We start from the raw sequence: 22,758 nt of genomic DNA, 5'->3' as shown, positions 1-22,758 counted from the left end.
GAATTGAGAGCGATGGAGTGACACACCGCTCAGTCCAGCGGGTGCGCCTCGAGGAACCCCAGCACCTCGTCGTTCACCGCCGCCGAGAACTCGGCGTGTGCCAGCCGACGGCCCGCCACCGCCTCGAACCGGCCGTTCGGCAGGCCGTCACCGAGTTCCGCGCTGACCGCCATCGGGACCACCGGGTCGTCGACGGCGTGCAGGACCAGCGTCGGCGTCGTGAGTTCGTAGAGCGGCCCCGCGTCGAACGCGCGGCAGGCGTCGAGCGCTGCCGCTCGGACCGACGGCTCGGCGTCCTCCTCCCGGCGCCACCCCGCGACCTGCTCGCAGAGGTCCGGGCGGGCCACCCGGAAGGCGTCGGTGAACAGCCCCGAGAGGTCCGCCGGGTCCGCGAACAGCGCCCGGAACGCGTCGGCGTCGACCGCCTCGCCGCGAGGGGCCGTCCCGACGAGCGTCAGGGTGCGGGCGCGGCCGAACTCGCGGGCGTAGTGGAGCGCGGTCACCCCCCCGAGGCCGAAGCCGACGAGGTGGGCGCGGTCGACGTCCGCGTGGGCGAGGACGGCGTCGAGGTCGCCCGCCAGCGTCGCCACCGAGTCGGGGCTGCCGGTCGAGTCGCCGTGGCCCCGCGGCGACGGGGTGAGGACGCGGTACGGCCCCGCGAACGCGTCGTGTTGCCAGCCCCACTGCCACGGGCCGAACCCGGCCTCGCCCAGCAGGACCACCGGGTCACCGGCCCCGACGCTCCCGTAGTGGACTCGTGCCCCGTCGACGGATACGTGCATGCCGGGAGCGACGTGGCCTCCCGGCAAAACCCTCCCGACGTGTCCCCGAGAGTCTTGTAGCGCCCCGTCGTAGCCCGGCCATGGACATCGCGGACCTCCGTGCCGACGTGACGCTCGGGGACACCGTCTACCTGAACACCGGGGCGTCCGGCCCCGCCCCCGAACGCGTGCTCCAGGCCGCCCGGGAGGAACAGGCCCGCCACGAGCGCGAGTGGACCGTCGACCCTGGCCCCTACGCCTCGGCGTGGGACGCCTACGACCGCACCCGCGAGCGACTCGCCGAGTACATGGCCGTCTCGCCGTCCGAGGTGGCGCTCTGCGGGTCGACCGCCGACGGCATCTCCCGCATCGCCAACGCGCTGGACTGGAACGAGGGCGACGTGGTCGTCCGCACGGACCTCGAACACCCCGCCGGCATCCTCCCGTGGGCCCGACTGGCGGAGCGCGGTGTCGAGGTGCGCGAGGTGCCCGCGCCGGGGGGCCACCTCGACTACGACGCCCTCGAGACGGCCCTCGAGGGAGCGGACCTGCTCTGTCTCAACAGCATCTCGTGGATCCACGGCACACAACTGGACGTCAGGCGGGCCTGCGACGTGGCGCACGAACACGGTGCCCTCGCGCTCGTCGACGCCGTCCAGTCACCCGGGCAGGCCCGGGTCCACCCGAAGGCGTGGGGCGCCGACTTCGTCACCGCGGCCGGCCACAAGTGGCTGCTCGGGGTGTGGGGCGCCGGCTTCTGCTTCGTCGACGAGTCCGTCGTCGACCGGGTCCGGCCGCGACACGTCGGCTACCGCTCGGTCGAGGACAAGCAGGCGGTCCCGCTCGACTTCCACGCGGGGGCGAGACGGCTGGAGGTCGGCACCCAGTCACTGGCCCCCTACGCCGCGCTCCGCGAGGCGCTCGACGTCCACGACGAACTCGGCCTCGACGCGGTGCGCGAGCACATCCGGGGCCTGACCGAACAGCTGAAAGACGGTCTGCCCGCCGACCGACTCGTCTCGCCGCGCGAGTTCGAGTCCGGACTCGTCGCGTTCGAGGTGGACGACGCGGAGGCGACGGTCGAGCGACTCGCCGAGCGAGGGGTCGTCGTCCGCGCGCTCCCGCGCCCGGACACGGTCCGGGCGTCGCTCCACGTCTTCAACACCGAGGACGACGTGGACGCGCTGCTGGCGGGACTGGACGACTGAGCCGCCGTTTCGTGGCCGGTCCACGACGCACGTGATATCCGACGCCGAGTGACAAGCGGCAGCGACCGTGGCGGGTCGACGCCGTGTCGACAGCCAGGGAGAGTGTGGTGCTACTCGAGACCGCGTCCGAGACCCACCGTCGGTCGGGCCGTGGTGGACGCCGGCCACCGCTCTACCCGACGCCGGTTCCGGGCTTATGTTCCCCCGTTCGATAGCGAACGTCCGGCGACCGAGCGCGACGACGCCCCGCTACCGCTCCCCGATGAGCGACCCCCGGAGGACGTTCGCGACCCCGCGCCGGAGGCGCCGCGAGACGGCCCGCGACGAGACGCCGAGGTCCGCGGCCAGCTCCTCCAGGGTCACCTCGCGTGGCTCCTCGAAGTAGCCCGCCTCCAGCGCCCGCACCAGCGTCTCGTGCTGGAGCCGCGTCAGCCCCTCCGGCGTGCCGCTCGGTTCCCGCTCGAGCGCCTCGAGTGCCGTCGCCTCGTACACCCGGCGGAGCGTCATCTCGATGGCCCGCTCGCGGCAGAACCTCTCGATGCGGCGCAACACGTCACGTTCGCTCCGGAGTTCGACCACCCACCCGTCGGCCGTCCCCGTCGCCGAGACCAGCGCCACGTCCTCGCCAGCGAGGAAGTGCAACAGCGTCCCCGGCGCCAGCTGCCAGCCGGCGCGGATGAGCACGTCGCCCGCGTCGCGATAGACCACCGCAACGTCGTCCACCGCCGGTTGTGCCCGGAGGTGGGCGACGAACCGGTCGGGGGTCTCGCTCCACACCCACAGGTACGGGAGTACACCCTCGCCCGTGGGGACCAGTCGTTCCAGTTCCACACGCGTTCCCTCCGGGACCCGGACCGCCTCGCCCAGCGGGTAGGCCTCGGTGGGGAACGACAGTTCAGCGATGGCCGTCACTGCACCCCGAGTAGGTATCACTCGTACAAATGTGTGCGCGGTTTCGAACGTGGTGACGAGCCGTAGACTCCCTCGCGAGTGAGCTTCCGGGCCGATGGAACGTCGTCCGCGGACGGACCGGACTACGCCTCGAGCACCTGCTTCAGCACGTCCGGCGCCTCGGCCAGCGCGTCGTCGAGCGCCGCCACGTCCGGGCCGCCACCCTGCGCGAAGTCCGGCGGGCCGCCGCCACCGCCACCCACCTTCGCGGCGAGCTGGCCGACCACCTCGCCCGCGTTGATGGGGACGCCGTCGGGGACGCTCACGACGAACGTCGCGCCGTCCAGCCCGGAGCCGAGCACCGCGACCTTCCCCTCCTCGGAGAGGGCGTTGGCCGTGGCACGGAGTTCGTCCATGTCCGCGTCGAGCCGCTGGACGACGGCGGTGGCGTCGCCGACCACCACCTCCTCGCCGCTCTCGCCGCCCTGCGCGCGGGCCTCGGCGAGTTGCTCTTTCAGCTCCTCGATGCGCTTGCCTCGCGCCTTCCACTCCTCGAAGAACCGCTCGGCCGTGGCGGGCATCTCGGGGGGGGAGACGTCCAGTACCTCGGCCGCGTCGTAGAGCGCGTCCTCGGTCCGCTGGGTCGCCTCGATGGCCGCGTCGCCCGCGGAGAAGACGAGTCGCTCGACGCCGTCCTGCACGCGCTCCGTGGAGCGGAGCTTGATGGTCCCGATCTCGCCCGTCCGGCCGACGTGCGTCCCCGCACACGCCTGCACGTCCTCGCCGACGGTGATGACCCGGACCTGCGTCCCCGGCGGGATGCCGCCCTGGAACAGGTCGAAGCCGTACTTCGCCTGCGCGTCGTTGCGGTCCAGCCACTCCTGTTTCACCGCGAGGTTCTCCCGGACCACGTCGTTGGCGACCCGCTCGATGGCCTTCACGTCCTCGCGCGAGACGCGTTCGTAGTGGGTCACGTCGAGGCGCGCGCGGTCCTCGCCCTTCTGCGCGCCGGCCTGCCGGATGTGGTCACCGAGCACCTTCCGAGCGGCGTGCCCCACGATGTGGGTGGCGGTGTGGTGGGCCATCAGCCGCGAGCGCCGCGTCGCGTCTATCTGCCCGGTGACGAACTCGCCCTTGCCGGGCGACTCGTCGGTGCGGTGGAGCACGCGGCCGTCCACCTCCTGCACGTCGGTGACCTCGACGGTGGTGTCCTCGGTGGCGAGCGTCCCCGTGTCGGCGGGCTGGCCACCGCCCTCCGGGTAGAACATCGTCTGGTCGAGCACCACGTCGTACGCCGTCTCGCCGTCGATTTCCCGCTCCAGCACGTCCAGCACGACGGCCTCGAACTCGGTTCGGGACTGGTCCTCGTAGAACAGTTTCTCCGTCTCGGGGAGTTCGCCCACCCGCTCGCGGACGTCGGCGAACGGGTCCGCCGTCTCCTCGTGCTCCGGGCCGGAGTGGCGCGCCGCGACCTGGCCGTAGAAGTCGTCGGGCACGTCGACCTCGGCACCGACCTCGGCGGCGATCTCCGCGACCATGTCCGGCTGGATGCCGTGGCTGTCGTACAGCTCGACGACCTCCGAGAGCGGGATGGGCTCGCCACGCTCGGCGTACTCCTCGGCCAGCTGGCGAACACGCCGACCGCCGCGGTCGAGCGTCTCGCGGTACTTCTCCACCTCCGTGCGGACGATGTCGCGCACGGTGTCGCGGTTCTGGTAGCCCAGCCGCTCGGCCTGCATGTCGACCAGTTCATCGAGCGGCGCGTCGACGCCGACGGTGTCGGCGAGTCGCTTGGTGCGCCGGAGGACCATCCGGGTCAGGTAGCCCGTGCCGACGTTCGACGGGACGATGCCGTCACCGAGCATGTACGCGAGCGTCCGGCAGTGGTCCGCGATGGCGTAGATGGACTCGAGCGGCTCGGTCAGCGCGCGGAGTTCCTCGACGTCGACGCCCAACTCGGCGGCGATGTCCCCTCTCGCCGTCTCCAGGTCCTCGGCCTCGTCGATGTCCATGTTGCCCGCGAGCGTCGCGGCCCGGCGCACGATGTCGGCCTCCGCGTCGGTGTGGTCGATGCCGGCGTTCTCCTTCAGGAACTCGATGGTCTCGGGGTAGACCGCCTCGTAGACGGTGGGGGTCCCCTGACTCATCCACGTCCACCGCTCTAGCCCGTAGCCGGTGTCGACGATGTACGTGTCCATCGGCGAGTAGCGGTTGCCGTCCTTGAGTTCGTACTCGCCGTCGGGGTCCTGCTCCATCGACATGAAGACGAGCGTCGCCAGTTCCAGCCCCCGGTAGATGACCTCGATGGCGGGGCCCGCGTTGCCGCCACCGACCCACGGGTCCTCGATGTAGGTGACGTCCTCGACGTCCGCGCCGAGTTCCTCGAAGAAGCCCTCACAGAGTTCGACCGTCTCGTCCTTCCAGTAGACCTCGCCGTGGTAGGCGTACCCCTCGGCGTCCTCGCGCGTGTTGAACGCGTGGTGGGCCATCATCTCGAACGCCATCGTGTGCCGGCCCGTCTTGCCCACGTTGTCGATGTCCTGCATCCGGATGCAGGGCTGGGAGATGGTGAGCGGGTTGGCCGGCGGCGGCGTCTGGCCGGACGTGACGAGCGGCTGAAAGTCGTAGATAGAGGCCTGCGTCAGCAGGACGTCGTCGCGCCAGCGGTTCGCCGCCACCGGGTACGGCTCGATACGCTCGTGGTCGTTCGCCTCGAAGTACGAGAGGAACGCCTCGCGCATCTCGGTGAGGCTGTACTCCTCGTCGAACGCCGGGTCGCCGATGAAGTCGTAGGTCGTGCAGGGCGGTTCGCCGCAGAGGACACGCTCCTCGTCACGTGTCCAGAAGTGGTCCCCACACTCCGGGCACTCCTTGCGGTGGAACCCCTCCTCCCGGAAGTATTCGAGTTGGTACTCCGACGTGAGGTCGCTCATTACCGGTTACTCGCCCACCGCAGTCAAAAAGGGTTCCGAAGGTTCGACTCGCCGACTCACGGCCGGCAGCGAGGCGGAGCGTCGGCACCGGCGGGAAAACGATTATCACAGTGACAGGACATTGTTCGACAATGCCGTCACGGGTCGGTGTCGGGGGGGGGGCCGTCGGGGGCGCGAGAGCCACCGCCGGGCGTTCCTGCTGGCTGGCCTCGCCGCCGTCGCGACGGTGGTGACGCTGGCCCTCGCGTTCCGCTGGTCGGCCGTCGACCCCCCGGTCTGGTTCGGCTCCACCGCGACGTTCTTCGCGTGCGTCGCGGGCGTCGTCGCCGTCCCCACGTTCGTCGTCGCGCACCCCCCGGCGCGTCGGCACCGTCAGGCTGGCCCGACGGCTGCTCGTCGCCACGCTCGGCGGTGTCGTCGGCGCCGGCCTCGTCCTCGTCACCGCCGCCGCGCTCGGCGGTACCTACGACCCGATGACCGTCCCGATGTGGCTCCCGGCGAGTGTCGGTCTGCTTTTCGTGGCGGTGGCGCTGCTGCTCAGCTAGACCCTGTTCCCGACGGGTGCGGCTTCGGCACACCGCTCCAGCAACACGCTGGATTCGACGAGCGCACCTCGCTGGACGAACCGAGTGAGTCCAGCGGCGGTGAACCGCTCGCTCGCGGGGACTACTCCTCGTTCAGCGCCAGCGACGCCAGCAGCGCCTCCAGTTGCACCTGCTCGTTCGCCCCCGCCGTGATGCGGTAGTCGGCCTCGCCGACCCGTTCCATCAGGCGCACCGCCTGTCGCTCGGTCAGGTCGAACTCCCAGACCGACCGGTGGAGCTGGTCGATGATGTCCCCGCCGGCGATACCGCTGTCGACGAGCAGCGACTCCAGTCGCGCCCTCGAGGCCGTGAACTCCCCGTCGAGCGCCATCTGGACCATCTCCTTGATATCCTCCGGCCGGGCCGTGGAGGTGATGGCGAACACCGCGTCCTCGTCCACCGTCTCGTCGAGGACGGCCGCCGCCTGCAGGCCGTTGATGGCCTTGCGCATGTCGCCGCCGGCGGCGTAGACGAGCGCGTCCACGCCGTCGTCGGTAACCTCGATACCCTCGGCGTCCGCGATGATGCGGACCTGCTGGGCGATGGCGTCGTCGCCCAGCGGGGAGAAGCGGAACACCGCACACCGCGACTGGATGGGGTCGATGATGCGCGAGGAGTAGTTACACGAGAGGATGAACCGCGTGTTGTTCGAGAACTGCTCCATCGTCCGGCGGAGCGCGGACTGCGCGTCGTTCGTGAGTGCGTCGGCCTCGTCGAGGAAGATGACGCGGTAGTCGTAGCCGCCGAACGAGGAGCGCGCGAAGTTCTTGATGCGGTCGCGGACCACGTCGATACCGCGCTGGTCCGAGGCGTTCAACTCGAGGAAGTTCTCGCGCCACTCCTCGCCGTAGATGGACTTGGCGATGGCCACCGCGGAGGTGGTCTTGCCCACGCCTGCCGGCCCCGCGAACAGCAGGTGCGGCAGGTCGTCCTTGGCGATGTAGTGTTCCAGGCGCTCGGTGATGTTCTCGTGGCCGACCACGTCCTCGAGCGTCTGCGGGCGGTACTTCTCGATCCACACCTCACGGCCCCGGCTCCCCTCGCTCTCGGCGGCCTCGCTCATGTTCTGAGGGATGCCCCGTCCGTTGATAAACCCCCCGAGAGGCCGTCGCCGTTCTCCCCTGCCGACACCGACTGTCTCGCGGGTGTGTGTCACACTCGCGTGAATTGTCGAGCGCTGAACGACCGTTTAGGACGCCCGCTGGGGTACCCTCGACCATGAGCCGAAACACCAGACGGCTGAGTGCGGTCCTGGTGGCACTGTTCCTCGTCCTGAGTGTCCTCCCCGGCGCCGTCGCCGCCGAGACGCGGACCGGCGGTACCATCGTCGTCGGCCCGGGCGAGACCGTCACCGGCGGCCTCGACGCCTTCGCCGGCGACGTCCTCGTGCGGGGGACCGTCCAGGGTGACCTGAACGCGTTCGCCGGCGACGTGACCGTCGCGGAGAGTGGTCGGGTCACCGGGAGCGTGAGCGCCGTCGGTGGCTCCGTCACGGTCGCCGGCGTCGTCGAGGGCGACCTCTCCGGCGCGGCCGGGAGCATCACGCTGGGCGAGTCCGGCCGTATCGGTGGCGACGTCTCCGCCGGCGCCGGGTCCGTCACCCTCGCCGGTGCCGTCGACGGAGACGTGACGGTCGGGACCGAGACGCTCGTCCTGACCGAGACGGCCCGCGTCGCCGGGAACCTCCGGTACGACGCCGGGACGTTCACCAACGACGGGGCCGTCGACGGCACCGTCGTCCGTGACCGCTCCATCGGGAGCGGCGTCGGCCCCGGCTTCGACGCCCCCGTCCCCTCCGTGATCCCCGAGTTCGTGCTGGGGGTCTACGCGCTCGTGGTGAACTTCCTGCTCGGGGCGTTCCTGCTCCTCGCGTTCCCGTCGTTCACCGGCCGGGTCACCCGCTACGCCCGGACCGAACCGCTCGCCGCGGGCGGCATCGGGGTGCTGGCACTCGTCGGGATCCCCGTGGTGCTGGTGCTCCTGTTGCTCACCATCGTCGGCATCCCGCTGAGCCTCGTCGGCTTCGCCGTCTTCGGCCTGCTGGCGTGGGTCGGCGCCGTCGTCGGGCGCATCGCGGTCGGCGAGTGGCTCACCCGCCTCGCGGACGTGGAGAACCGCTGGGCGTCGCTCGCCGTCGGCCTCCTGGTCGTCGCGATACTCGTCCGCGTCCCGTGGATCGGCGGCGTGTTCGAACTCGTCGTCTTCCTCCTCGGGCTGGGGGCGCTCGCGGCGACGCTGTACCGGACCTACCGCGGCCAGCCCGAGGAGCCGGCGGCCGACGAGGGCACCGAGTCGCCCGACGAGGGCGCACCGGCCGCCTGAGCCGAGCCGGCCGGAGCCGGTAGCCTCTTTCCCCCGTTCGCCGTCCCTCCAGTATGCGCGTGACCTGTGACGTGGTCGCCGGGGAGACCCACGTTCTCGACCTGCCCGACGACGCGGTCTACGGTGACGTCATCCGGGCGGTCGGCTTCAGCGAGCACGAGGCCGCCGTCCTCGTCGACGACGCGCCGGTCCCCGAGGACGCTCCCGTCGCGGCCGACCGGGTGCGGCTCCTGCGCCTGGTGCAGGGTGGCTAGTGCACGAGGGACGCCCGACCGACGGCCGTTGATGCCGCCGGGCGTGGTCCGGGAGCTATGGCGACACTCACCTTCGAACGGACGGTGGCCGTCCCGCACGACGTGGCGTGGGATGTCCTGCGCGACCAGGCGGCGTTCCGGGACGCCGCGCCGAACCTGAGCGAGGTCGACCTCCCCGAGGGACTGGCCGTGGGCGCGCCGCGACGGTGTGCCGACACCGACGGCCGGTGGTGGGACGAGACCTGCACGCGGTACGACCCCGGCCGTGCATACGCGTTCGCCGTCGACGCCCCGAACAGCCCCGTCCACCGCCGACTGTTCCGGTCGTTCGGCGGCACCTTCGAGGTGACCCCGGAGGACGGCGGTGACCGAAGCCGTGTCTCGATGCAGTTCGACTACGAACCGAGGTACGGCCCGCTGGGGCGACTGCTCGTCCGGCTGGGCCGCGGCCGGTTCGAGCGCGTCGGCGAGACGACGCTCGAGAACCTCGAGGCAGAGATGCACGAGCGGGCCACGGCGACCGCGTGACCCTGCCCCGAACGCTCTTGGCGCCGTCGTCCCTCGCCCGACTGTGCAGGTCCGCGAGGCCCGACCCGACGAGCGCGACGCCGCGCTGAACGTGCTGGACGCGGCGATGCTGGAGACCGACCGGGTCGACGAGGGCACCCTGCTGGTGGCCGTCGACCGGGGGAGCGTGGTGGGCGCACTCCTCCTCGTGGGCGACCGCATCGACGCCGTGGCGGTCAGGCGACGACGCCAGGGGAAGGGGGTCGGGTCGGCGCTCGTGGCGGCGGCGGGCGAGCGGCGCGAGCGACTGGTGGCCGCGTTCGACGCGGGCGTGCGGCCGTTCTACGAGTCGCTCGGGTTCGACGTACGGGAGACCGACGAGCCGGGGCGCTACCGGGGCGTTCTCGAGGGCTGAGTCAGACGAGCGGCGCCACCAGTTCCCGGCCGGCCGCGAGCAACTCCGCGACCCGTGCCTCGCTCTCGGCCTCCGCGTAGACCCGCAACTTCGGCTCGGTGCCGGAGGGACGCATGAGGAGCCACGACTCGTCCGCGAGCAGCGCCTTGAACCCGTCCACCTCGTTCACCCGCTCGACGGCGACGCCCGCCACCTCGTCGGGGAGTTCGTCACCCAGCGCCCGCAGGACCGGCGCCTTCCGGTCGTCCGGGCAGTCCACGCTCACCCGGTCCTGCACCACGTCGCCGTGTTCGGCGCGGATGTCCGCGAGCCGGTCCTGTATCGGTCGTTCGGCGTGTGCCTGGGCCGCGAGCAGGGCCACCAGCACCCCGTCCTTGTTCAGCAGGTGGTCGGTGACGCCGAAGCCACCGCTCTCCTCCCCGCCGAACAGGGCGCTGTGCTCGCGCATCGCGTCGGCGACGTACTTGAACCCGACCGCCGTCTCGTGGACGGCCTCGCCGTGGGCCTCGGCCACCCGGTCGACGAGGAACGTCGTTGAGACAGTCCGGACCGCCGACCCGGACCCGGCTTCGAGCAGGTGGTCGTAGAGCGCGACGTACAGGAAGTTCGCGTCGACGTACCCCTCCGGCGTGACGACGGCCACCCTGTCGGCGTCGCCGTCGTTGGCGACGCCGAGGTCGGCGTCCCCCTCGACCACGCGGGCGACGAGGTCAGCGAGGCGGTCGGCCTTCGGCTCCGGGGGCACCCCGCCGAACTCGGGGTCGGTGTCACAGCGCAGGCGTTCGACGGTGGCCCCGGCGCGTTCGAGCAGGCGGTCGGTCACGTCGCGGCCGGAGCCGTGCATCGCGTCGTAGGCCACCCGCAGCCCGGAGCAGTCCGGGTCGCCACAGAAGTCGAGCGCGTGGTCGAGGTACGGGCCGACCATGTCCACCTCGCGGCGCTCGCCCGTCTCGTCGGACTCGACGGGGTGGCGGAGGTTCGCCACGATGTCGTCCGTCACCTCGGGCGTGGCGGGGGCGCCGTCGCCGGGGAGGAACTTCACGCCATTGTACTCGGGCGGGTTGTGGCTCGCAGTGAGCATCAGGCCGCCCGCGAGGCCGCGCTCCTTCACGGTCCACGCGAGGACCGGCGTCGGGAGGTCACGCTCGGGGACGAGGACGTCGAAGCCGTTGGCCGTGAGCACGTCGGCGAGGTCGGTGGCGAAGCCCGGCGAGGAGTCGCGGGCGTCGTAGCCGACGGCGACGGTGGTCGAACCGAGGTCGGCCGCCGCGAGGTGGTCGGCCACGGCCTGCCCCACGGCGCGTACCCGCGGGGCGGTGAAGGTGTCGAGCGTGGCGCGCCAGCCGTCGGTGCCGAAGGCGATGGCGTCGAGCGAGGCGTCGTCGGTCATGGCCGACGGTGGGCGGGGAGGGGAGAAAAAACCGGTCGACCCCTACGCAGGCAGCGAGACGCTCTCGACGGTGACGCGGTTGTGCGAGTCGTAGAACTCCAGCCGTTCGACGGTCCACTCGATGGGCCCCGCGTCGCGCCCGATGAGCTGGTGGGCGTCGCCCCCGCGCGCGATGGTGACGTGTGGGGTGTAGTCGTCGCCCTCCAGTTCGGGGATGGGGTCGAGCACCTCGCAGAGTCTGTAGTGGAGGTCCCAGAGCCCCTGCGACTCCACGTCGAGGTAGGCGACCGGTCCCTTCCCGGCCGTGGGCTGACGGAAGGCGTCGACGCCCTCCACCTTCACGCGGAACGGGGCCGTCCCCGAGAGCGCCTCGCGGACCTGCTTCGAGACGCGCCACTCCTCGCCGAGTCGCTTGGCGACGAGGCTGTGGCGGGTGCGACAGTCGGCCGTGAGCGTCTCGCTGGCGAGGCCGCTGGCGAGGCGGCCCACGGCAGGCGGCACGGGGACGTTCAGGCTGTACACGGACACTGACGAGGGAGAGGCATCGGACCGACGAGTGGGTTTCGCTCTCGGGCCGCCCCAGTCAGATGTAGTCGAGGAAGTAGGCGACGATGAGGACGACGATTATCAGGCCGACGATGTTCGAGAGCGGCCCGAACACGAAGCCGATGACGTCGAACGCGATGTTGATGGCGATGTAGATGACGACGAGGACGAGGATGATCTTCAGGAGGTCCTCGACGTCCAGGTCGCCTCGACCGGGAGTGCTGGGTAACATCGTCCGCCGATGCACGGCGCGAGCACTAAGCCCCTGTGGCCGCTCGGTGGTCGGAACCCCGACGCACTTATCTTCCGCGGGGCGGAGCGGGAAACGATGAGAGCGCTCTCGGCGTGGTTGGCCCTCACCTGTCTGCTCGCGGCCGCCGTCGCCCCCGCCGGGGCGGTCCACGACACGGGGCACACGTTCGAGGTATCCCTGGAGAGCGACGGCGACGCCACGCTGACCGTCGAGCGCACGTACGAGCTCTCGGTCCCCGCGGAGCGCCAGCGGTTCGAGTCGCTCCGGACCAACGACAGCGCACGGGCGGCGCGCGTCGAGGCGTTCACCACCCGGCTCGAGGACGGGGCGGCGACGGTCCGCGAGTCGACGGAGCGCGACCCGGCCGTGGGCGGCGCTGGCGTCGAGTTCGCGGCGGCCAACGGTACCGGCACCGTCACGCTCACCGCACCCGTCTCGGGGCTGGCGCGGGTCGAACCGCGGGCCGTCGTCCTCACCCAGCCGTTCGCCTCCCCCTCGTTCGCGCTGGCGGCGAACGAGACGCTCGTGGTCCACGGGCCGGAGGGGTACGTCCGCGGGGCGCTCCGGCCGTCTCCGGACATCGCGCGGCGCAACAGTGCGCTCTGGGGGCACGGCAGCGACCTCTCGGGGTTCGCCGCGCGGTTCGAGCAGCCACCGACGCCGACGCCGACACCGGCGGGCTGGGGTGCGTTCTCGGGGGCGGCGCTGTTCGCGCTCGTCCCGGCCGGGCTGGTGGCGGCCACGGTACTGCGACGTGGGGACGGGTAGCGCTAGAGCCGTATCGAGTGGCGTGTGAACGCCCCACCAACGAGTGTTGCCAACGCGAAAGGGTTTAATACGATACTGTGGGTAGGCAATCGTACATGGAGTACACGACCCTCGCTGGCCGGCCGGTGACCAGCGACGGGACCCGCGGGACCTCCACCGCCCGCGCACTCTTCCTTCCGCGACGACCGCGACCGGGCCGGTAGGCCCAGTCACAACACTCCACCCCGAACGGTCCGCTCGCACGCTCACGACGTCGCCCGGTTGGCGACACGCCACACCCAACACACATGACAGCAGCACACCAGAAGGTCGCACTCGCGTTCAGCGGCGGCCTCGACACGACGGTCTGCGTCCCACTACTGAAAGAGGAGTACGGCTACGACGAGGTCATCGGCGTCACGGTCGACGTCGGCCAGCCCGAGCCCGAGTTCGCCGAGGCCGAGGAGACGGCCGAGGCGCTCGGACTCGATATCCACGTCGTCGACGCGAAGGAGGAGTTCGCCGCGCTCTGTTTCGACGGCGTCCGCGCGAACGCCACGTACCAGGGCTACCCGCTCGGCACCGCGATGGCCCGCCCGGTCATCGCCAGCGCCATCCTCGAGGTCGCCGAGGAGGAGGGCTGTACGGGAATCGCACACGGCTGTACCGGGAAGGGGAACGACCAGCTCCGGTTCGAAGCCGTCTGGCGCGACTCGGACCTCGAGGTCATCGCCCCCATCCGCGAACTCGGCCTCACCCGCGCGTGGGAGAAGGAGTACGCCGCCGAGCGTGACCTGCCCGTCGAGGGGGGCAACGAGGGCGACTGGTCCATCGACACGAACCTCTGGAGCCGCTCGGTCGAGGGCAAGGAGCTCGAGGAGCCCAGCTACGTCCCCGGCGAGGAGATCTACGCGTGGACGAGTGCACCCGGCAGCGAGACGCTGGAACTCGAGATCGGGTTCGAGGACGGCTACGCCGTCTCGCTCGACGGGGAGGCGATGGACCCGGTCGAGATGACCGAGACGCTGAACGAGACGGCCGGCGCCTACGGCGTCGGACGCACCGACGTGATGGAGGACCGCATGCTCGGGCTGAAGGTGCGCGAGAACTACGAGCACCCGGCCGCGACGGTCCTGCTCTCGGCCCACGAGGGCCTCGAGTCGCTCGTCCTGACGAAGGAGGAGCGGATGTTCAAGAACTACGTCGACCAGGAGTGGGCCGAGAAGGCCTACGAGGGACTCGTGAACGCCCCGCTCGTCCGCGCGCTGGAGGGGTTCATCGACGAGACCCAGACGAAGGTCACCGGCACGGTCACCATCCGCCTCGAAGGGGGACAGGCCCGCGTCGTCGGCCGCGAGTCGCCGTACGCCGTCTACTCGGCCGAGGCCGCCTCGTTCAACACCGAGGACGTGATGGGCGGTATCGAGCAGAACGACGCGACGGGCGTCGCGAAGTACCACGGCTTCCAGGAGCGCCTCGCCAACAAGGTGGCCGCGGCCGCTCAGGCGAAGGCGAACGCGGAGGCCGTCACGGATGGCGGAAACGCCGAGGACGCAGAGTAGAGCGATGAGCGAGGAGCAGGACACCGCCGACGACGTCGTCCGCCGCGAGCGCTTCAGCGGCGGCCCCGCCCGTGGGTTCCTCTCCTCGCTCGACAGCGACGCGCGCATCTTCGACGCGGACCTCGCGGTGGACCGCGCCCACGTCGTGATGCTCGCCGAGCAGGGTATCGTGCCCGAGATGGAGGCCCGCGAGATACTCGCGGCGCTGGACTCGGTGGAGGAGGCGGGTCACGCCGACCTCCCCGACGGCGAGGACGTCCACGCGGCCATCGAGACGGCCGTCATCGACCGTGTCGGGCCGGTCGGCGGGAAGATGCACACCGCTCGCTCGCGCAACGACGAGGTGGCGACCTGCCTGCGCTACCGGCTGCGCGAGGACCTGCTCGGGGCGATCGCGGCGACGCTGGAGGCCCGCGAGGTGCTCGCCGAGGTGGCCAGCGAGCACACCCGGACCGTGATGCCGGGGTTCACGCACCTCCAGCCGGCCCAGCCGACCACCGTCGCGCACTACCTGCTGTCCTACGAGTCCGCGCTGGCGCGTGACACCGCGCGCCTGCTGGACGCGTTCGACCGGACGAACCGCTCGCCGCTCGGTGCGGCGGCGTTCGCCGGCACGCCGTTCGACGTCGACCGCGAGCGCGTGGCCGAGTTGCTCGGGTTCGACGGCGTCGTCGAGAACTCGATGGACGCCTCGTCGGCCCGCGATTTCCTCGTCGAAGCGACGAGCGCGCTGGCCTCGCTGGCGACGCACCTCTCCGGACTGGCGGAGGACCTCGTCGTCTTCTCGAACAAGGGGTACGTCCAGCTCTCGGACGACTACTCCTCGACGTCGTCCATCATGCCCCAGAAGGTGAATCCGGACACGATGGAACTGGTCCGAGCGTGTGCGGGCGACGCGAGCGCCGGGCTGAACGGCCTGCTCACGACGCTCAAGGGCCTGCCGCGTGCGTACAACCGCGACCTGCAGCGGGCGCACGACCACGCCTTCGCCGCCGTCGACGCCGTGACCGAGGCGACCGAGGTCGCCGCCGGCGCGGTGGCCACCGCGGAGTGGCAGGAAGCGACCCTCGCGGACGCGGCCGGCCAGGGGTTCTCGACGGCGACGGGCGTCGCGGACCTGCTGGCGATGCACGGCGTGCCGTTCCGCACGGCGCACGAGCTAGTCGCGGTGGCTGCCGAGGAGGGCGCGGACTACGAGACACTGGACGCGGCGGCCGAGGACGTGCTCGACGCACCGCTCGCCGAGTACGTCGAGCGCGAGGCCGTCGAGGCTGCCCTCGACCCCGCCGAGAGCGTCGCGTCGCGCGACTCGCTCGGCGGCCCCGCGCCCGACGCGGTGGCGGCCGCACTGGAGCGGGTCCTGACCGGCCTCGACGACGACGAGGGGGCCCACGCCGAGCGCCGCGACTCGCTCGACGGTGCGGCCGACCGACTCGCGGAGGTGAGCGCCGGTGTCTGAGCGGCGACCGTCCCCCGAACTGGCCCCCGACACCCGGGGGCCACCGGGGCTCCCGTCCCCCTCCGGGGACGAACTACCAGAAATCCGATACTGACTTCGGATTCGCGGCAGAGATTGCGACAACGACCCCGAGACGGCAGTCTGCGTAACTAAATTTATCCGACAAGTTCGAAGCGTTTAAGTCCCCGAAGGTGCGAGTGGGTGGTACGATGGCAGAGTGTATCGAGTGCGGGGCCGAACTGACCCTGCACGACGACGTGGAAACGGGCGAGATAGTCGACTGCGGTACGTGTGGCGCGGAGCTCGAGGTTCTGGGGACCGACCCCCTCGAACTCGACACCGCGCCCGAGCTGGAAGAGGACTGGGGCGAGTAGATGAGGACGGCCGGCGCGGGGATCGGAGGGACACGATGAACGTAGGAATGCTCTACTCGCGCATCCGGCGCGACGAGAAGTTGTTGCTGCGCGAGCTGCGCGACCGGGACCACGAGGTCACGAAGATCGACGTCCGCAAGGAACGGTTCGGCCTCCACGAGGCTCCCGACTCCTTCGAGGGCGTCGACCTCGTGCTCGACCGCTGTCTCGCCACCTCGCGCTCGCGCTACATCACCCGGTTCGTCGACGCGTACGACCTGCCGGTGGTGAACGAACCGGACACCGCGGCCATCTGCGCGGACAAGGCCCGCAACAGCCTCGTCCTCGCGGACGCCGGGGTGCCGACCCCGAACACGGAGGTGGCGTTCACCAAGGAGGCCGCCCTCGAGACCATCGAGGAGTTCGGCTACCCCTGCGTGCTCAAGCCGGTCGTCGGCTCGTGGGGCCGCCTGATGGCGAAGATCGACTCCCGCGACGCCGCCGAGGCCATCCTCGAACACAAGGAGACGCTCGGCCACTACGAGCACAAGGTGTTCTACATCCAGGAGTTCGTCGAGAAGCCGGGCCGCGACATCCGCGTGCTGGCGACGGACGGCGAACCCGTGGCCGCGATGGCCCGCTCCTCGGACCACTGGCTCACCAACGCCGCGAAGGGCGCCACGACGGAGGTCATCGAGGTGGACGACGAGATGCGCGACCTGGTTCGGAAGGCCAGCGCCGCCGTCGGCGACGGCCTGCTCGGCGTCGACCTGATGGAGACGGGTGACTCCTACACCGTCCACGAGGTCAACCACACCGTCGAGTTCAAGGCGCTGAACGAGGTGGCCGACGTGGACGTCCCCGGCGCCGTCGTCGACTGGCTGGAGGCGAAGGCCGCCGAGTACGAAGGCGAGACCCCGGAGGCCAGCGCGTGACGCGCACCGCGGGCGTCGTCGGCGGGTCGGGCTTCACGGGCGGCGAACTGCTCCGCCTGCTCGACGGCCACCCCGAGTTCGAGCCGGTGCAGGCCACCTCCCGGTCGTACACGAACAAGACGGTGGGCAACGTCCACCCGAACCTCCGGCACCTCGACCTGCGGTTCTCGGACCCCGAGGACCTCGAGTCGGTGGACGTGCTGTTCACCGCGACGCCACACGGCGTCTCGATGGGGCAGATAGACGAGTTCCGCGACGCGGCCGACACCGTCGTCGACCTCTCGGCGGACTTCCGCCTGCCGAGCGAGGACTACTACGACGACTGGTACGACGGCCACGAGCGCCCCGAACTGCTCGCGGAGGCGGAGTACGCGCTCCCCGAACTCAACCGCGAGAACCTCGCGGGTGCGGACCTCATCGCCGCGGGTGGCTGTAACGCCACCGCGACAATCTGTGGCCTGCTCCCGCTCTACGAGCACGGCGTCCTCTCCGGCGACGAGCGCCTCGTCGTCGACGTGAAGGTCGGCTCCTCGGAGGGTGGGGCGACCGGCTCGAAGGCCTCGCACCACGCCGAGCGCTCCGGTATCGTCCGCCCCTACGCGCCGACGGGCCACCGCCACGAGGCGGAGATCGAGGCCTACCTCGGCGCGAGCGTCTCGTTCACCGTCCACGCGGTGGACATGATCCGCGGCGCGAGCGCGACCATCCACGCCTTCCCCGGCGAGCGCGTCACGAAGGGTGACCTCTGGGGCGCCTACCGCGAGCAGTACGACGACGAACCGTTCGTCCGGATGGCCAGCGGGGGCGGCGACGTGTACCGCTACCCCGAGCCGAAGTCGGTGGCCGGGTCGAACTTCGCGGAGGTCGGCTTCGAACTCGACCCGCGCAACGGCCGCATCGTCGTGTTCTCGGCCATCGACAACATGATGAAGGGCAGCGCGGGTCAGGCCGTCCACGCCGCGAACCTCGCGCTCGGGCTGGAGGAGACGGCCGGCCTCGAGTTCACCGGATTCCACCCGGTCGGTGCGCCGTAGGAGATGCAGATTTTCAGTACCATGACAGCGAACGCAGTTTTCACACGAACGACAGCGCACTCGAAGCGGAGGCACCGCAGATGACGGTCGTCGTCAAGATCGGCGGCGCCCGCGCGGTGGACCCGGAGGGCGCACTGGCCGACATCGCCGCGGTAGCCGAGGCTGGCACCGACGTCGTCGTCGTGCACGGTGGCTCCACCGCGGTCGACGACACCCTCGAACGGATGGGGATGGAACCGGAGTACGTCGAGACCCCCTCGGGTGTCGTCGGTCGGTTCACCGACGAGGAGACGATGGACGTGTTCAAGATGGCGATGGCGGGCCTCGTGAACACGGACCTCGTGACCGGCCTCCGGAACGCCGGGGCCGACGCGGTCGGCCTCTCGGGCGTCGACGGCGGGTTGCTCACCGGCACCCGCAAGTCCGCCGTTCGGGTGGTCGAAGACGGCAAGAAGAAGATCCGCCGCGGCGACCACTCCGGGCGCATCCAGTCGGTCAACGCCGACCTGCTGGAGTCGCTCCTCGCGGACGGCTACACGCCCGTCGCCTCCCCGCCGATGCTGGCGGACGACGGGGTGGCCGTCAACACCGACGCGGACCGGGCGAGCGCGGCCGTCGCCGCCGCCCTCGGCGCCACGCTCGTCTCCCTGACCGACGTGCAGGGCGTCTACCGCGACCCCGACGACGCGAGCACGCTCATCGAGCGTGTCGAGACGACCGACGACTACGCCGAACTCGAGGCGGCCGCCGAGGGGTTCATGACCCGCAAGGTGATGGCCGCGACGGAGGCGCTCGAAGGCGGTGCGAGCGAGGTGATAGTCGCCGACGCGAACGCCGAGAAGCCCGTCAGCGCCGCGTTGGACGGCAGCGGCACCCACGTCCTCCCCGAGGCGATATCCGATGAGTGACCACAGTTTCGTCTTCTCCGAGAAACCGATCCGCATCGACCACGGCGAGGGGGTCCGCCTCTACGCCGAGGACGGCACCGAGTACCTCGACCTCGGCGCGTCGTACGCCTGCACGCCGGCGGGCCACTGCCACCCGGAGGTGCTCTCGCGCACGACGGAACAGCTCGAACAGCTGTTCTACGTGCAGGCGTCCTACCCGCACGACCAGCGCGACGAGCTCTACGAGAAGCTCGCGCACACCGCGCCGGGCGACGTGGACTACACGTGGCTCTGTAACTCCGGCACGGAGGCGAACGAGGCGGCCCTGAAGTTCGCCCGGAGTGCGACCGGCCGCTCGAAGATACTCTCCACCACGCGTGGCTTCCACGGCCGGACGATGGGCGCGCTCGCCTGCACCTGGAAGGACAAGTACAAGCAGCCGTTCGAGCCGCTGATCGACGGCGTGGAGTTCGTCCCGTACGGTGACGCCGACGCGATGCGGGAGGCCGTCGACGACGAGACGGCGGCGGTCATCCTCGAACCCCTGCAGGGCGAGGGCGGCATCAACCCTGCCTCCACCGGGTACCTGCAGGCGGTCCGCGAGGCCACCGCCGAGCACGGCGCGGCGATGGTGATGGACGAGATCCAGACCGGCCTCGGCCGCACCGGGTCGTTCTGGGCGAGCGACGCGCACGACGTGGTCCCCGACATCCTGACGACCGCGAAGGGGCTGGCCAACGGCCTCCCCGTCGGCGCCACGCTCTGCCGGGAGTGGGTCGCCGAGGACGCCGGCCCCCACGGGTCGACGTTCTCCGGCGGACCGGCCATCTGCGCCGCCGCGAACGCCACACTCGACGTCATCCACGACGAGGGGCTGGCCGAGAACGCCGCGGCAGTGGGCGAGTACCTCCGCAGCGAACTCGAGGCCAGCGTCGGCGACGAGGTGCGCGACGTGCGCGGCAACGGGCTGATGGTCGGCGTCGAGGTGAAACGGGGGGCCAACCGGATGCTCCGCGACCTCGCGCTGAACCACCAGATCCTGGCGCTCCCCGCGGGCCGCACGGTCGTGCGCCTGCTCCCGCCGCTCACCCTGACCGAGAGCGACGCGGACGAGGCCGTCGACGCCATCACCGAGGTGGTCACCTCGTGAGCGACGCGGCGGCGGCCCCCGTCGACGAACCCGACACCGAGGCGCGTGACCTGCTGGAACGGCTGGTGGCCACGCCCTCGCCGTCGGGCGAGGAGGCCGCCGCCGCCCAGGTGCTCGTCGAGTTCCTCGAGGCCCACGACCGCGAGGTGTTCCTCGACGACATCGGGAACGTCCGCGCGCCGGCCGACGACAGCGTCCTACTCACCTCGCACGTCGACACCGTCCCGGGCGACATCCCGGTGCGCATCGAGGAGAGCGAAGAGGGGGTCCCGACCCTGTGGGGCCGCGGCTCCGTCGACGCGAAGGGCCCGCTCGCGGCGATGGCCGTCGCGGCCGTCCGCACCGGCGTCTCGTTCGTCGGCGTGGTCGGCGAGGAGGTCGACAGCCGGGGCGCCCGCTTCCTCGTCGAGGACCGCGAGGCACCCGACGCCGTCGTCAACGGCGAACCCTCCGGCGTGGACGGCATCACGCTGGGCTACCGTGGCATCCTTTCGGGGACGTACGTGGCCACGAGCCAGTCGGGCCACACCTCGCGCCCGGAGAACAACGCCATCCAGGACGCCATCGCGTGGTGGTCGAAGGTGGAGGCGGAGTTCGAGAACGACCCGTACGAACCCGTCTTCGAGCAGGTGACCGCCAAACCCGTCTCCATCGAGGGGGGCACCAGCGACGACGGCCTCTCCGTGGAGGCGACGATGGACGTGCAACTGCGCGTACCGCCGTCGATGACCTGCGAGGAGGTCCGGGAGGTCGCCGACGGCTACCTGCAGACGGGCCACGTCAACTGGCACGACAGCGTGCGTCCGACGATGGCCTCACCGCGCACCGACCTCGCGCGGGCGTTCCGGGTCGCGGTCCGGAGCGTCGACCTCGAACCGCGCCTGCTGCGCAAGACCGGCACCGCCGACGTGAACATCTACGCCGGCGCGTGGGACTGCCCGATGGTCACCTACGGCCCCGGTGACTCGGACCTCGACCACGCGCCGGACGAACGCCTGCCGCTGCCCGAACTCGACCGTGCGACGGCCGTCCTCGAGGCGGCCGTCGGGAGGATGCAATGAGCGACACCGACACCACCGACGACACCGACGACAGCACCGCCGCCGAACGTCCCGACGCCTTCCTCGACGTGGACGACCTGACCCGCCAGCAGCTCCACGAGGTGCTGACGCGGGCCACTGACCTGAAGGAGCGCCAGCGCCGGGGCAAGCGCCACGCCCTGCTGGAGGACGAGACGCTCGGGATGATCTTCGAGAAGCCGTCGACGCGCACCCGCGTCTCCTTCGAGACGGGGATGACGCAACTCGGCGGCCACGCCGTCTTCCTCGGCCCGGACGACATCCACCTCGGTCACGGCGAACCCGTGAAGGACACCGCCCGCGCCCTCTCGCGGTACGTGGACGCCATCATGGCCCGCACGTTCGACCACTCGGACGTCGTCGAGCTCGCGGAGTACGCCGACGTGCCCGTGGTCAACGGGCTGACCGACGACGCCCACCCGTGCCAGACGCTCGCGGACCTGCTGACCATCCACGAGCGCTTCGACGGCTTCGACGTGGACGTGGCGTGGGTCGGCGACGGCAACAACGTCTGCCAGTCGTTCGTCCTCGGCGCGGCGATGACGGACATCGACCTCACGGTGGCCACCCCCGAGGGGTACGAGGTGAGCGAGGAGCACATGGCACGGGCCGCCGAACTCGGCACCGCACCGGAGACGACCCACGACCCCGAGGCGGCCGTCGATGGCGCCGACGTGGTCTACACGGACGTCTGGGTCTCGATGGGACAGGAGGGACGCCGTGCGACCAAGTTGGAGGACTTCGACGGCTTCCAGGTGAGCACGGCCCTGCTGGACGACCAGTACGTGATGCACTGTCTCCCGGCCCACCGCGGCGAGGAGATCACCGACGCCGTCCTCGAGAGCGAGGGCTCCATCGTCTGGGACCAGGCCGAGAACCGCCTGCACGCCCAGAAGGGGCTGCTCGCGTACCTGCGCGGCGTCTGAGCGACACAAGACACTTACCCGGCACCACGCACCGTCGGCGTGTGCCCGCCCTCCGCCGCACCCTCCCGCTGGTACTGCTGCTCGTGGCCGTGAGCGCCGGGTGTCTCGGCGGCCCACTCGGCGGCGGGTCGCCGACACCGACCGACTCGCCCTCCCCGTCACCGACTCAGACCGCGACGCCGGTCACCGACCTCACGGGCGAGCCGGTCACCTTCCCCGACGGCCCGAAGGAACGTCCCGAACGTCCGCCGACCCTGAACGAGTCGTCGGTGCGGGAGTACGTCCGCGCCTTCGAGTACCGCTACGCGTACAACGCACTCTGGGTGAACGAGCGCAGTCAGGTCACCCTCGAGTGCGAGGTGGACGCGGTGAACGAGACGGCCTACGGCTACGAGGCGCTCGTGACGTGTTCGGGCTACTCCGGGCCGGACGAGTCGTACACCGGGAACGGAACCGACACGCCGACACCCGTCCCGCACGCCGACTGGTTCACCCAGACCTACCGCTACCGGGTGGATTCGGACACGACCCTCCGGGAGCGGGTGTCGATGGCGGAGTGACC

At 70.9% G+C, this 22,758-nt stretch carries 23 protein-coding genes; 16 read left to right on the top strand and 7 right to left on the bottom strand.

The genetic code is table 11. The features are described 5' to 3' along the window. Window positions 1–29: 29 nt before the first annotated feature. Window positions 30–782, bottom strand: coding sequence for an alpha/beta fold hydrolase (locus tag N0B31_RS18530; RefSeq protein WP_260593096.1), 753 nt, complete (start codon window positions 780–782; stop codon window positions 30–32). Window positions 783–862: 80 nt separating this feature from the next. Here N0B31_RS18530 and N0B31_RS18525 point away from each other — a divergent pair, with 80 nt between their 5' ends. Next, entirely contained in the window at window positions 863–1,969 is a 1,107-nt protein-coding gene (locus N0B31_RS18525) for an aminotransferase class V-fold PLP-dependent enzyme (protein ID WP_260593095.1), read from the top strand. Between the two features lie 249 nt (window positions 1,970–2,218). Here N0B31_RS18525 and N0B31_RS18520 read toward each other — a convergent pair whose 3' ends face one another. The 3 genes from N0B31_RS18520 to N0B31_RS18510 all read right to left on the bottom strand — a co-directional run bounded on the left by N0B31_RS18520 (window position 2,219) and on the right by N0B31_RS18510 (window position 7,440). Then, window positions 2,219–2,881, bottom strand: coding sequence for a helix-turn-helix domain-containing protein (locus N0B31_RS18520; protein WP_260593094.1), 663 nt, complete (start codon window positions 2,879–2,881; stop codon window positions 2,219–2,221). Window positions 2,882–3,003: 122 nt separating this feature from the next. Next, window positions 3,004–5,793, bottom strand: coding sequence for an alanine--tRNA ligase (gene alaS / locus N0B31_RS18515; protein WP_260593093.1), 2,790 nt, complete (start codon window positions 5,791–5,793; stop codon window positions 3,004–3,006). Between the two features lie 666 nt (window positions 5,794–6,459). Then, window positions 6,460–7,440 carry a replication factor C small subunit gene (locus tag N0B31_RS18510; RefSeq protein WP_260593092.1) on the bottom strand — a complete coding sequence of 327 codons (981 nt, stop codon included), beginning with the start codon at window positions 7,438–7,440 and terminating at the stop codon, window positions 6,460–6,462. Window positions 7,441–7,595: 155 nt separating this feature from the next. Here N0B31_RS18510 and N0B31_RS18505 point away from each other — a divergent pair, with 155 nt between their 5' ends. The 4 genes from N0B31_RS18505 to N0B31_RS18490 are packed head-to-tail and all read left to right on the top strand — an operon-like array spanning window position 7,596 to window position 9,875. Further along, a complete protein-coding gene (locus tag N0B31_RS18505; protein WP_260593091.1) occupies window positions 7,596–8,699 on the top strand; it encodes a bactofilin family protein in 1,104 nt (367 codons plus the stop codon). Between the two features lie 53 nt (window positions 8,700–8,752). Beyond that, window positions 8,753–8,953 carry a ubiquitin-like small modifier protein SAMP2 gene (samp2, locus tag N0B31_RS18500; protein WP_260593090.1) on the top strand — a complete coding sequence of 67 codons (201 nt, stop codon included), beginning with the start codon at window positions 8,753–8,755 and terminating at the stop codon, window positions 8,951–8,953. A gap of 57 nt (window positions 8,954–9,010) precedes the next feature. After that, complete coding sequence (locus N0B31_RS18495) at window positions 9,011–9,481, top strand: SRPBCC family protein (RefSeq protein WP_260593089.1); 471 nt, start codon at window positions 9,011–9,013, stop codon at window positions 9,479–9,481. A 43-nt stretch (window positions 9,482–9,524) separates the two neighbouring features. Beyond that, entirely contained in the window at window positions 9,525–9,875 is a 351-nt protein-coding gene (locus tag N0B31_RS18490) for a GNAT family N-acetyltransferase (RefSeq protein ID WP_260593088.1), read from the top strand. A 1-nt stretch (window position 9,876) separates the two neighbouring features. On the opposite strand, the gene N0B31_RS18485 is transcribed toward N0B31_RS18490, so the two are convergent. The 3 genes from N0B31_RS18485 to N0B31_RS18475 are packed head-to-tail and all read right to left on the bottom strand — an operon-like array spanning window position 9,877 to window position 12,043. Next, window positions 9,877–11,265 carry a phosphohexomutase domain-containing protein gene (locus tag N0B31_RS18485; RefSeq protein WP_260593087.1) on the bottom strand — a complete coding sequence of 463 codons (1,389 nt, stop codon included), beginning with the start codon at window positions 11,263–11,265 and terminating at the stop codon, window positions 9,877–9,879. A gap of 42 nt (window positions 11,266–11,307) precedes the next feature. Then, a complete protein-coding gene (locus N0B31_RS18480) occupies window positions 11,308–11,793 on the bottom strand; it encodes a 2'-5' RNA ligase family protein (RefSeq protein WP_368389200.1) in 486 nt (161 codons plus the stop codon). Window positions 11,794–11,848: 55 nt separating this feature from the next. Next, on the bottom strand, window positions 11,849–12,043 hold the full coding sequence (locus N0B31_RS18475) for a DUF7554 family protein (protein ID WP_260593086.1): 195 nt from the start codon (window positions 12,041–12,043) through the stop codon (window positions 11,849–11,851). A 96-nt stretch (window positions 12,044–12,139) separates the two neighbouring features. Between N0B31_RS18475 and N0B31_RS18470 the strand changes: the two genes are divergently transcribed. The 11 genes from N0B31_RS18470 to N0B31_RS18420 all read left to right on the top strand — a co-directional run bounded on the left by N0B31_RS18470 (window position 12,140) and on the right by N0B31_RS18420 (window position 22,756). Further along, window positions 12,140–12,832 (top strand): DUF7345 domain-containing protein, encoded by a 693-nt coding sequence (locus N0B31_RS18470; RefSeq protein WP_260593085.1) that lies wholly within the window; start codon window positions 12,140–12,142, stop codon window positions 12,830–12,832. 287 nt (window positions 12,833–13,119) lie between these two features. Then, window positions 13,120–14,373, top strand: a complete 1,254-nt coding sequence (locus N0B31_RS18465; RefSeq protein WP_260593084.1) for an argininosuccinate synthase — start codon at window positions 13,120–13,122, stop codon at window positions 14,371–14,373. A gap of 4 nt (window positions 14,374–14,377) precedes the next feature. Next, the gene (gene argH, locus N0B31_RS18460; protein ID WP_260593083.1) at window positions 14,378–15,832 is read left to right on the top strand and encodes an argininosuccinate lyase; all 1,455 of its coding nucleotides are present in this window, start codon (window positions 14,378–14,380) and stop codon (window positions 15,830–15,832) included. Between the two features lie 209 nt (window positions 15,833–16,041). Next, a complete protein-coding gene (gene lysW / locus N0B31_RS18455; RefSeq protein WP_260593082.1) occupies window positions 16,042–16,206 on the top strand; it encodes a lysine biosynthesis protein LysW in 165 nt (54 codons plus the stop codon). A gap of 35 nt (window positions 16,207–16,241) precedes the next feature. Then, window positions 16,242–17,120, top strand: a complete 879-nt coding sequence (gene lysX, locus N0B31_RS18450) for a lysine biosynthesis protein LysX (RefSeq protein WP_260593081.1) — start codon at window positions 16,242–16,244, stop codon at window positions 17,118–17,120. Next, window positions 17,117–18,154, top strand: a complete 1,038-nt coding sequence (gene argC, locus N0B31_RS18445) for an N-acetyl-gamma-glutamyl-phosphate reductase (protein WP_260593080.1) — start codon at window positions 17,117–17,119, stop codon at window positions 18,152–18,154. The genes lysX and argC overlap by 4 nt, the downstream gene beginning before the upstream one ends. Window positions 18,155–18,234: 80 nt before the next feature. Then, entirely contained in the window at window positions 18,235–19,062 is an 828-nt protein-coding gene (locus N0B31_RS18440; RefSeq protein ID WP_260593079.1) for an acetylglutamate/acetylaminoadipate kinase, read from the top strand. Next, a complete protein-coding gene (locus N0B31_RS18435) occupies window positions 19,055–20,191 on the top strand; it encodes an aspartate aminotransferase family protein (RefSeq protein ID WP_260593078.1) in 1,137 nt (378 codons plus the stop codon). Before N0B31_RS18440 ends, N0B31_RS18435 begins: the two co-directional genes overlap by 8 nt. Next, complete coding sequence (locus tag N0B31_RS18430) at window positions 20,188–21,252, top strand: [LysW]-lysine hydrolase (RefSeq protein WP_260593077.1); 1,065 nt, start codon at window positions 20,188–20,190, stop codon at window positions 21,250–21,252. Before N0B31_RS18435 ends, N0B31_RS18430 begins: the two co-directional genes overlap by 4 nt. Beyond that, on the top strand, window positions 21,249–22,196 hold the full coding sequence (gene argF, locus N0B31_RS18425) for an ornithine carbamoyltransferase (RefSeq protein WP_260593076.1): 948 nt from the start codon (window positions 21,249–21,251) through the stop codon (window positions 22,194–22,196). Before N0B31_RS18430 ends, argF begins: the two co-directional genes overlap by 4 nt. A gap of 41 nt (window positions 22,197–22,237) precedes the next feature. Further along, window positions 22,238–22,756: a hypothetical protein gene (locus tag N0B31_RS18420; protein WP_260593075.1), complete on the top strand. Its 519-nt coding sequence runs from the start codon at window positions 22,238–22,240 to the stop codon at window positions 22,754–22,756. Window positions 22,757–22,758 lie beyond the last annotated feature (2 nt).

This window comes from Salinirubellus salinus, from assembly GCF_025231485.1.
In the GTDB taxonomy this organism is placed as follows: Archaea; Halobacteriota; Halobacteria; order Halobacteriales; family Haloarculaceae; genus Salinirubellus; species Salinirubellus salinus.
This window is presented reverse-complemented; position numbering and strand designations above follow the sequence as displayed.

Coding starts and splice junctions, on each gene's coding strand:
- argH (WP_260593083.1), top strand. CDS start 14,378: ATGAGCGAGGAGCAGGACACCGCCGACGACGTCGTCCGCCGCGAGCGC.
- N0B31_RS18505 (WP_260593091.1), top strand. CDS start 7,596: ATGAGCCGAAACACCAGACGGCTGAGTGCGGTCCTGGTGGCACTGTTC.
- N0B31_RS18495 (WP_260593089.1), top strand. CDS start 9,011: ATGGCGACACTCACCTTCGAACGGACGGTGGCCGTCCCGCACGACGTG.
- lysX (WP_260593081.1), top strand. CDS start 16,242: ATGAACGTAGGAATGCTCTACTCGCGCATCCGGCGCGACGAGAAGTTG.
- lysW (WP_260593082.1), top strand. CDS start 16,042: ATGGCAGAGTGTATCGAGTGCGGGGCCGAACTGACCCTGCACGACGAC.
- N0B31_RS18525 (WP_260593095.1), top strand. CDS start 863: ATGGACATCGCGGACCTCCGTGCCGACGTGACGCTCGGGGACACCGTC.
- argF (WP_260593076.1), top strand. CDS start 21,249: ATGAGCGACACCGACACCACCGACGACACCGACGACAGCACCGCCGCC.
- N0B31_RS18440 (WP_260593079.1), top strand. CDS start 18,235: ATGACGGTCGTCGTCAAGATCGGCGGCGCCCGCGCGGTGGACCCGGAG.
- alaS (WP_260593093.1), bottom strand. CDS start 5,793: ATGAGCGACCTCACGTCGGAGTACCAACTCGAATACTTCCGGGAGGAG.
- N0B31_RS18485 (WP_260593087.1), bottom strand. CDS start 11,265: ATGACCGACGACGCCTCGCTCGACGCCATCGCCTTCGGCACCGACGGC.
- N0B31_RS18470 (WP_260593085.1), top strand. CDS start 12,140: ATGAGAGCGCTCTCGGCGTGGTTGGCCCTCACCTGTCTGCTCGCGGCC.
- samp2 (WP_260593090.1), top strand. CDS start 8,753: ATGCGCGTGACCTGTGACGTGGTCGCCGGGGAGACCCACGTTCTCGAC.
- N0B31_RS18465 (WP_260593084.1), top strand. CDS start 13,120: ATGACAGCAGCACACCAGAAGGTCGCACTCGCGTTCAGCGGCGGCCTC.
- N0B31_RS18530 (WP_260593096.1), bottom strand. CDS start 782: ATGCACGTATCCGTCGACGGGGCACGAGTCCACTACGGGAGCGTCGGG.
- N0B31_RS18475 (WP_260593086.1), bottom strand. CDS start 12,043: ATGTTACCCAGCACTCCCGGTCGAGGCGACCTGGACGTCGAGGACCTC.
- N0B31_RS18435 (WP_260593078.1), top strand. CDS start 19,055: ATGAGTGACCACAGTTTCGTCTTCTCCGAGAAACCGATCCGCATCGAC.
- N0B31_RS18510 (WP_260593092.1), bottom strand. CDS start 7,440: ATGAGCGAGGCCGCCGAGAGCGAGGGGAGCCGGGGCCGTGAGGTGTGG.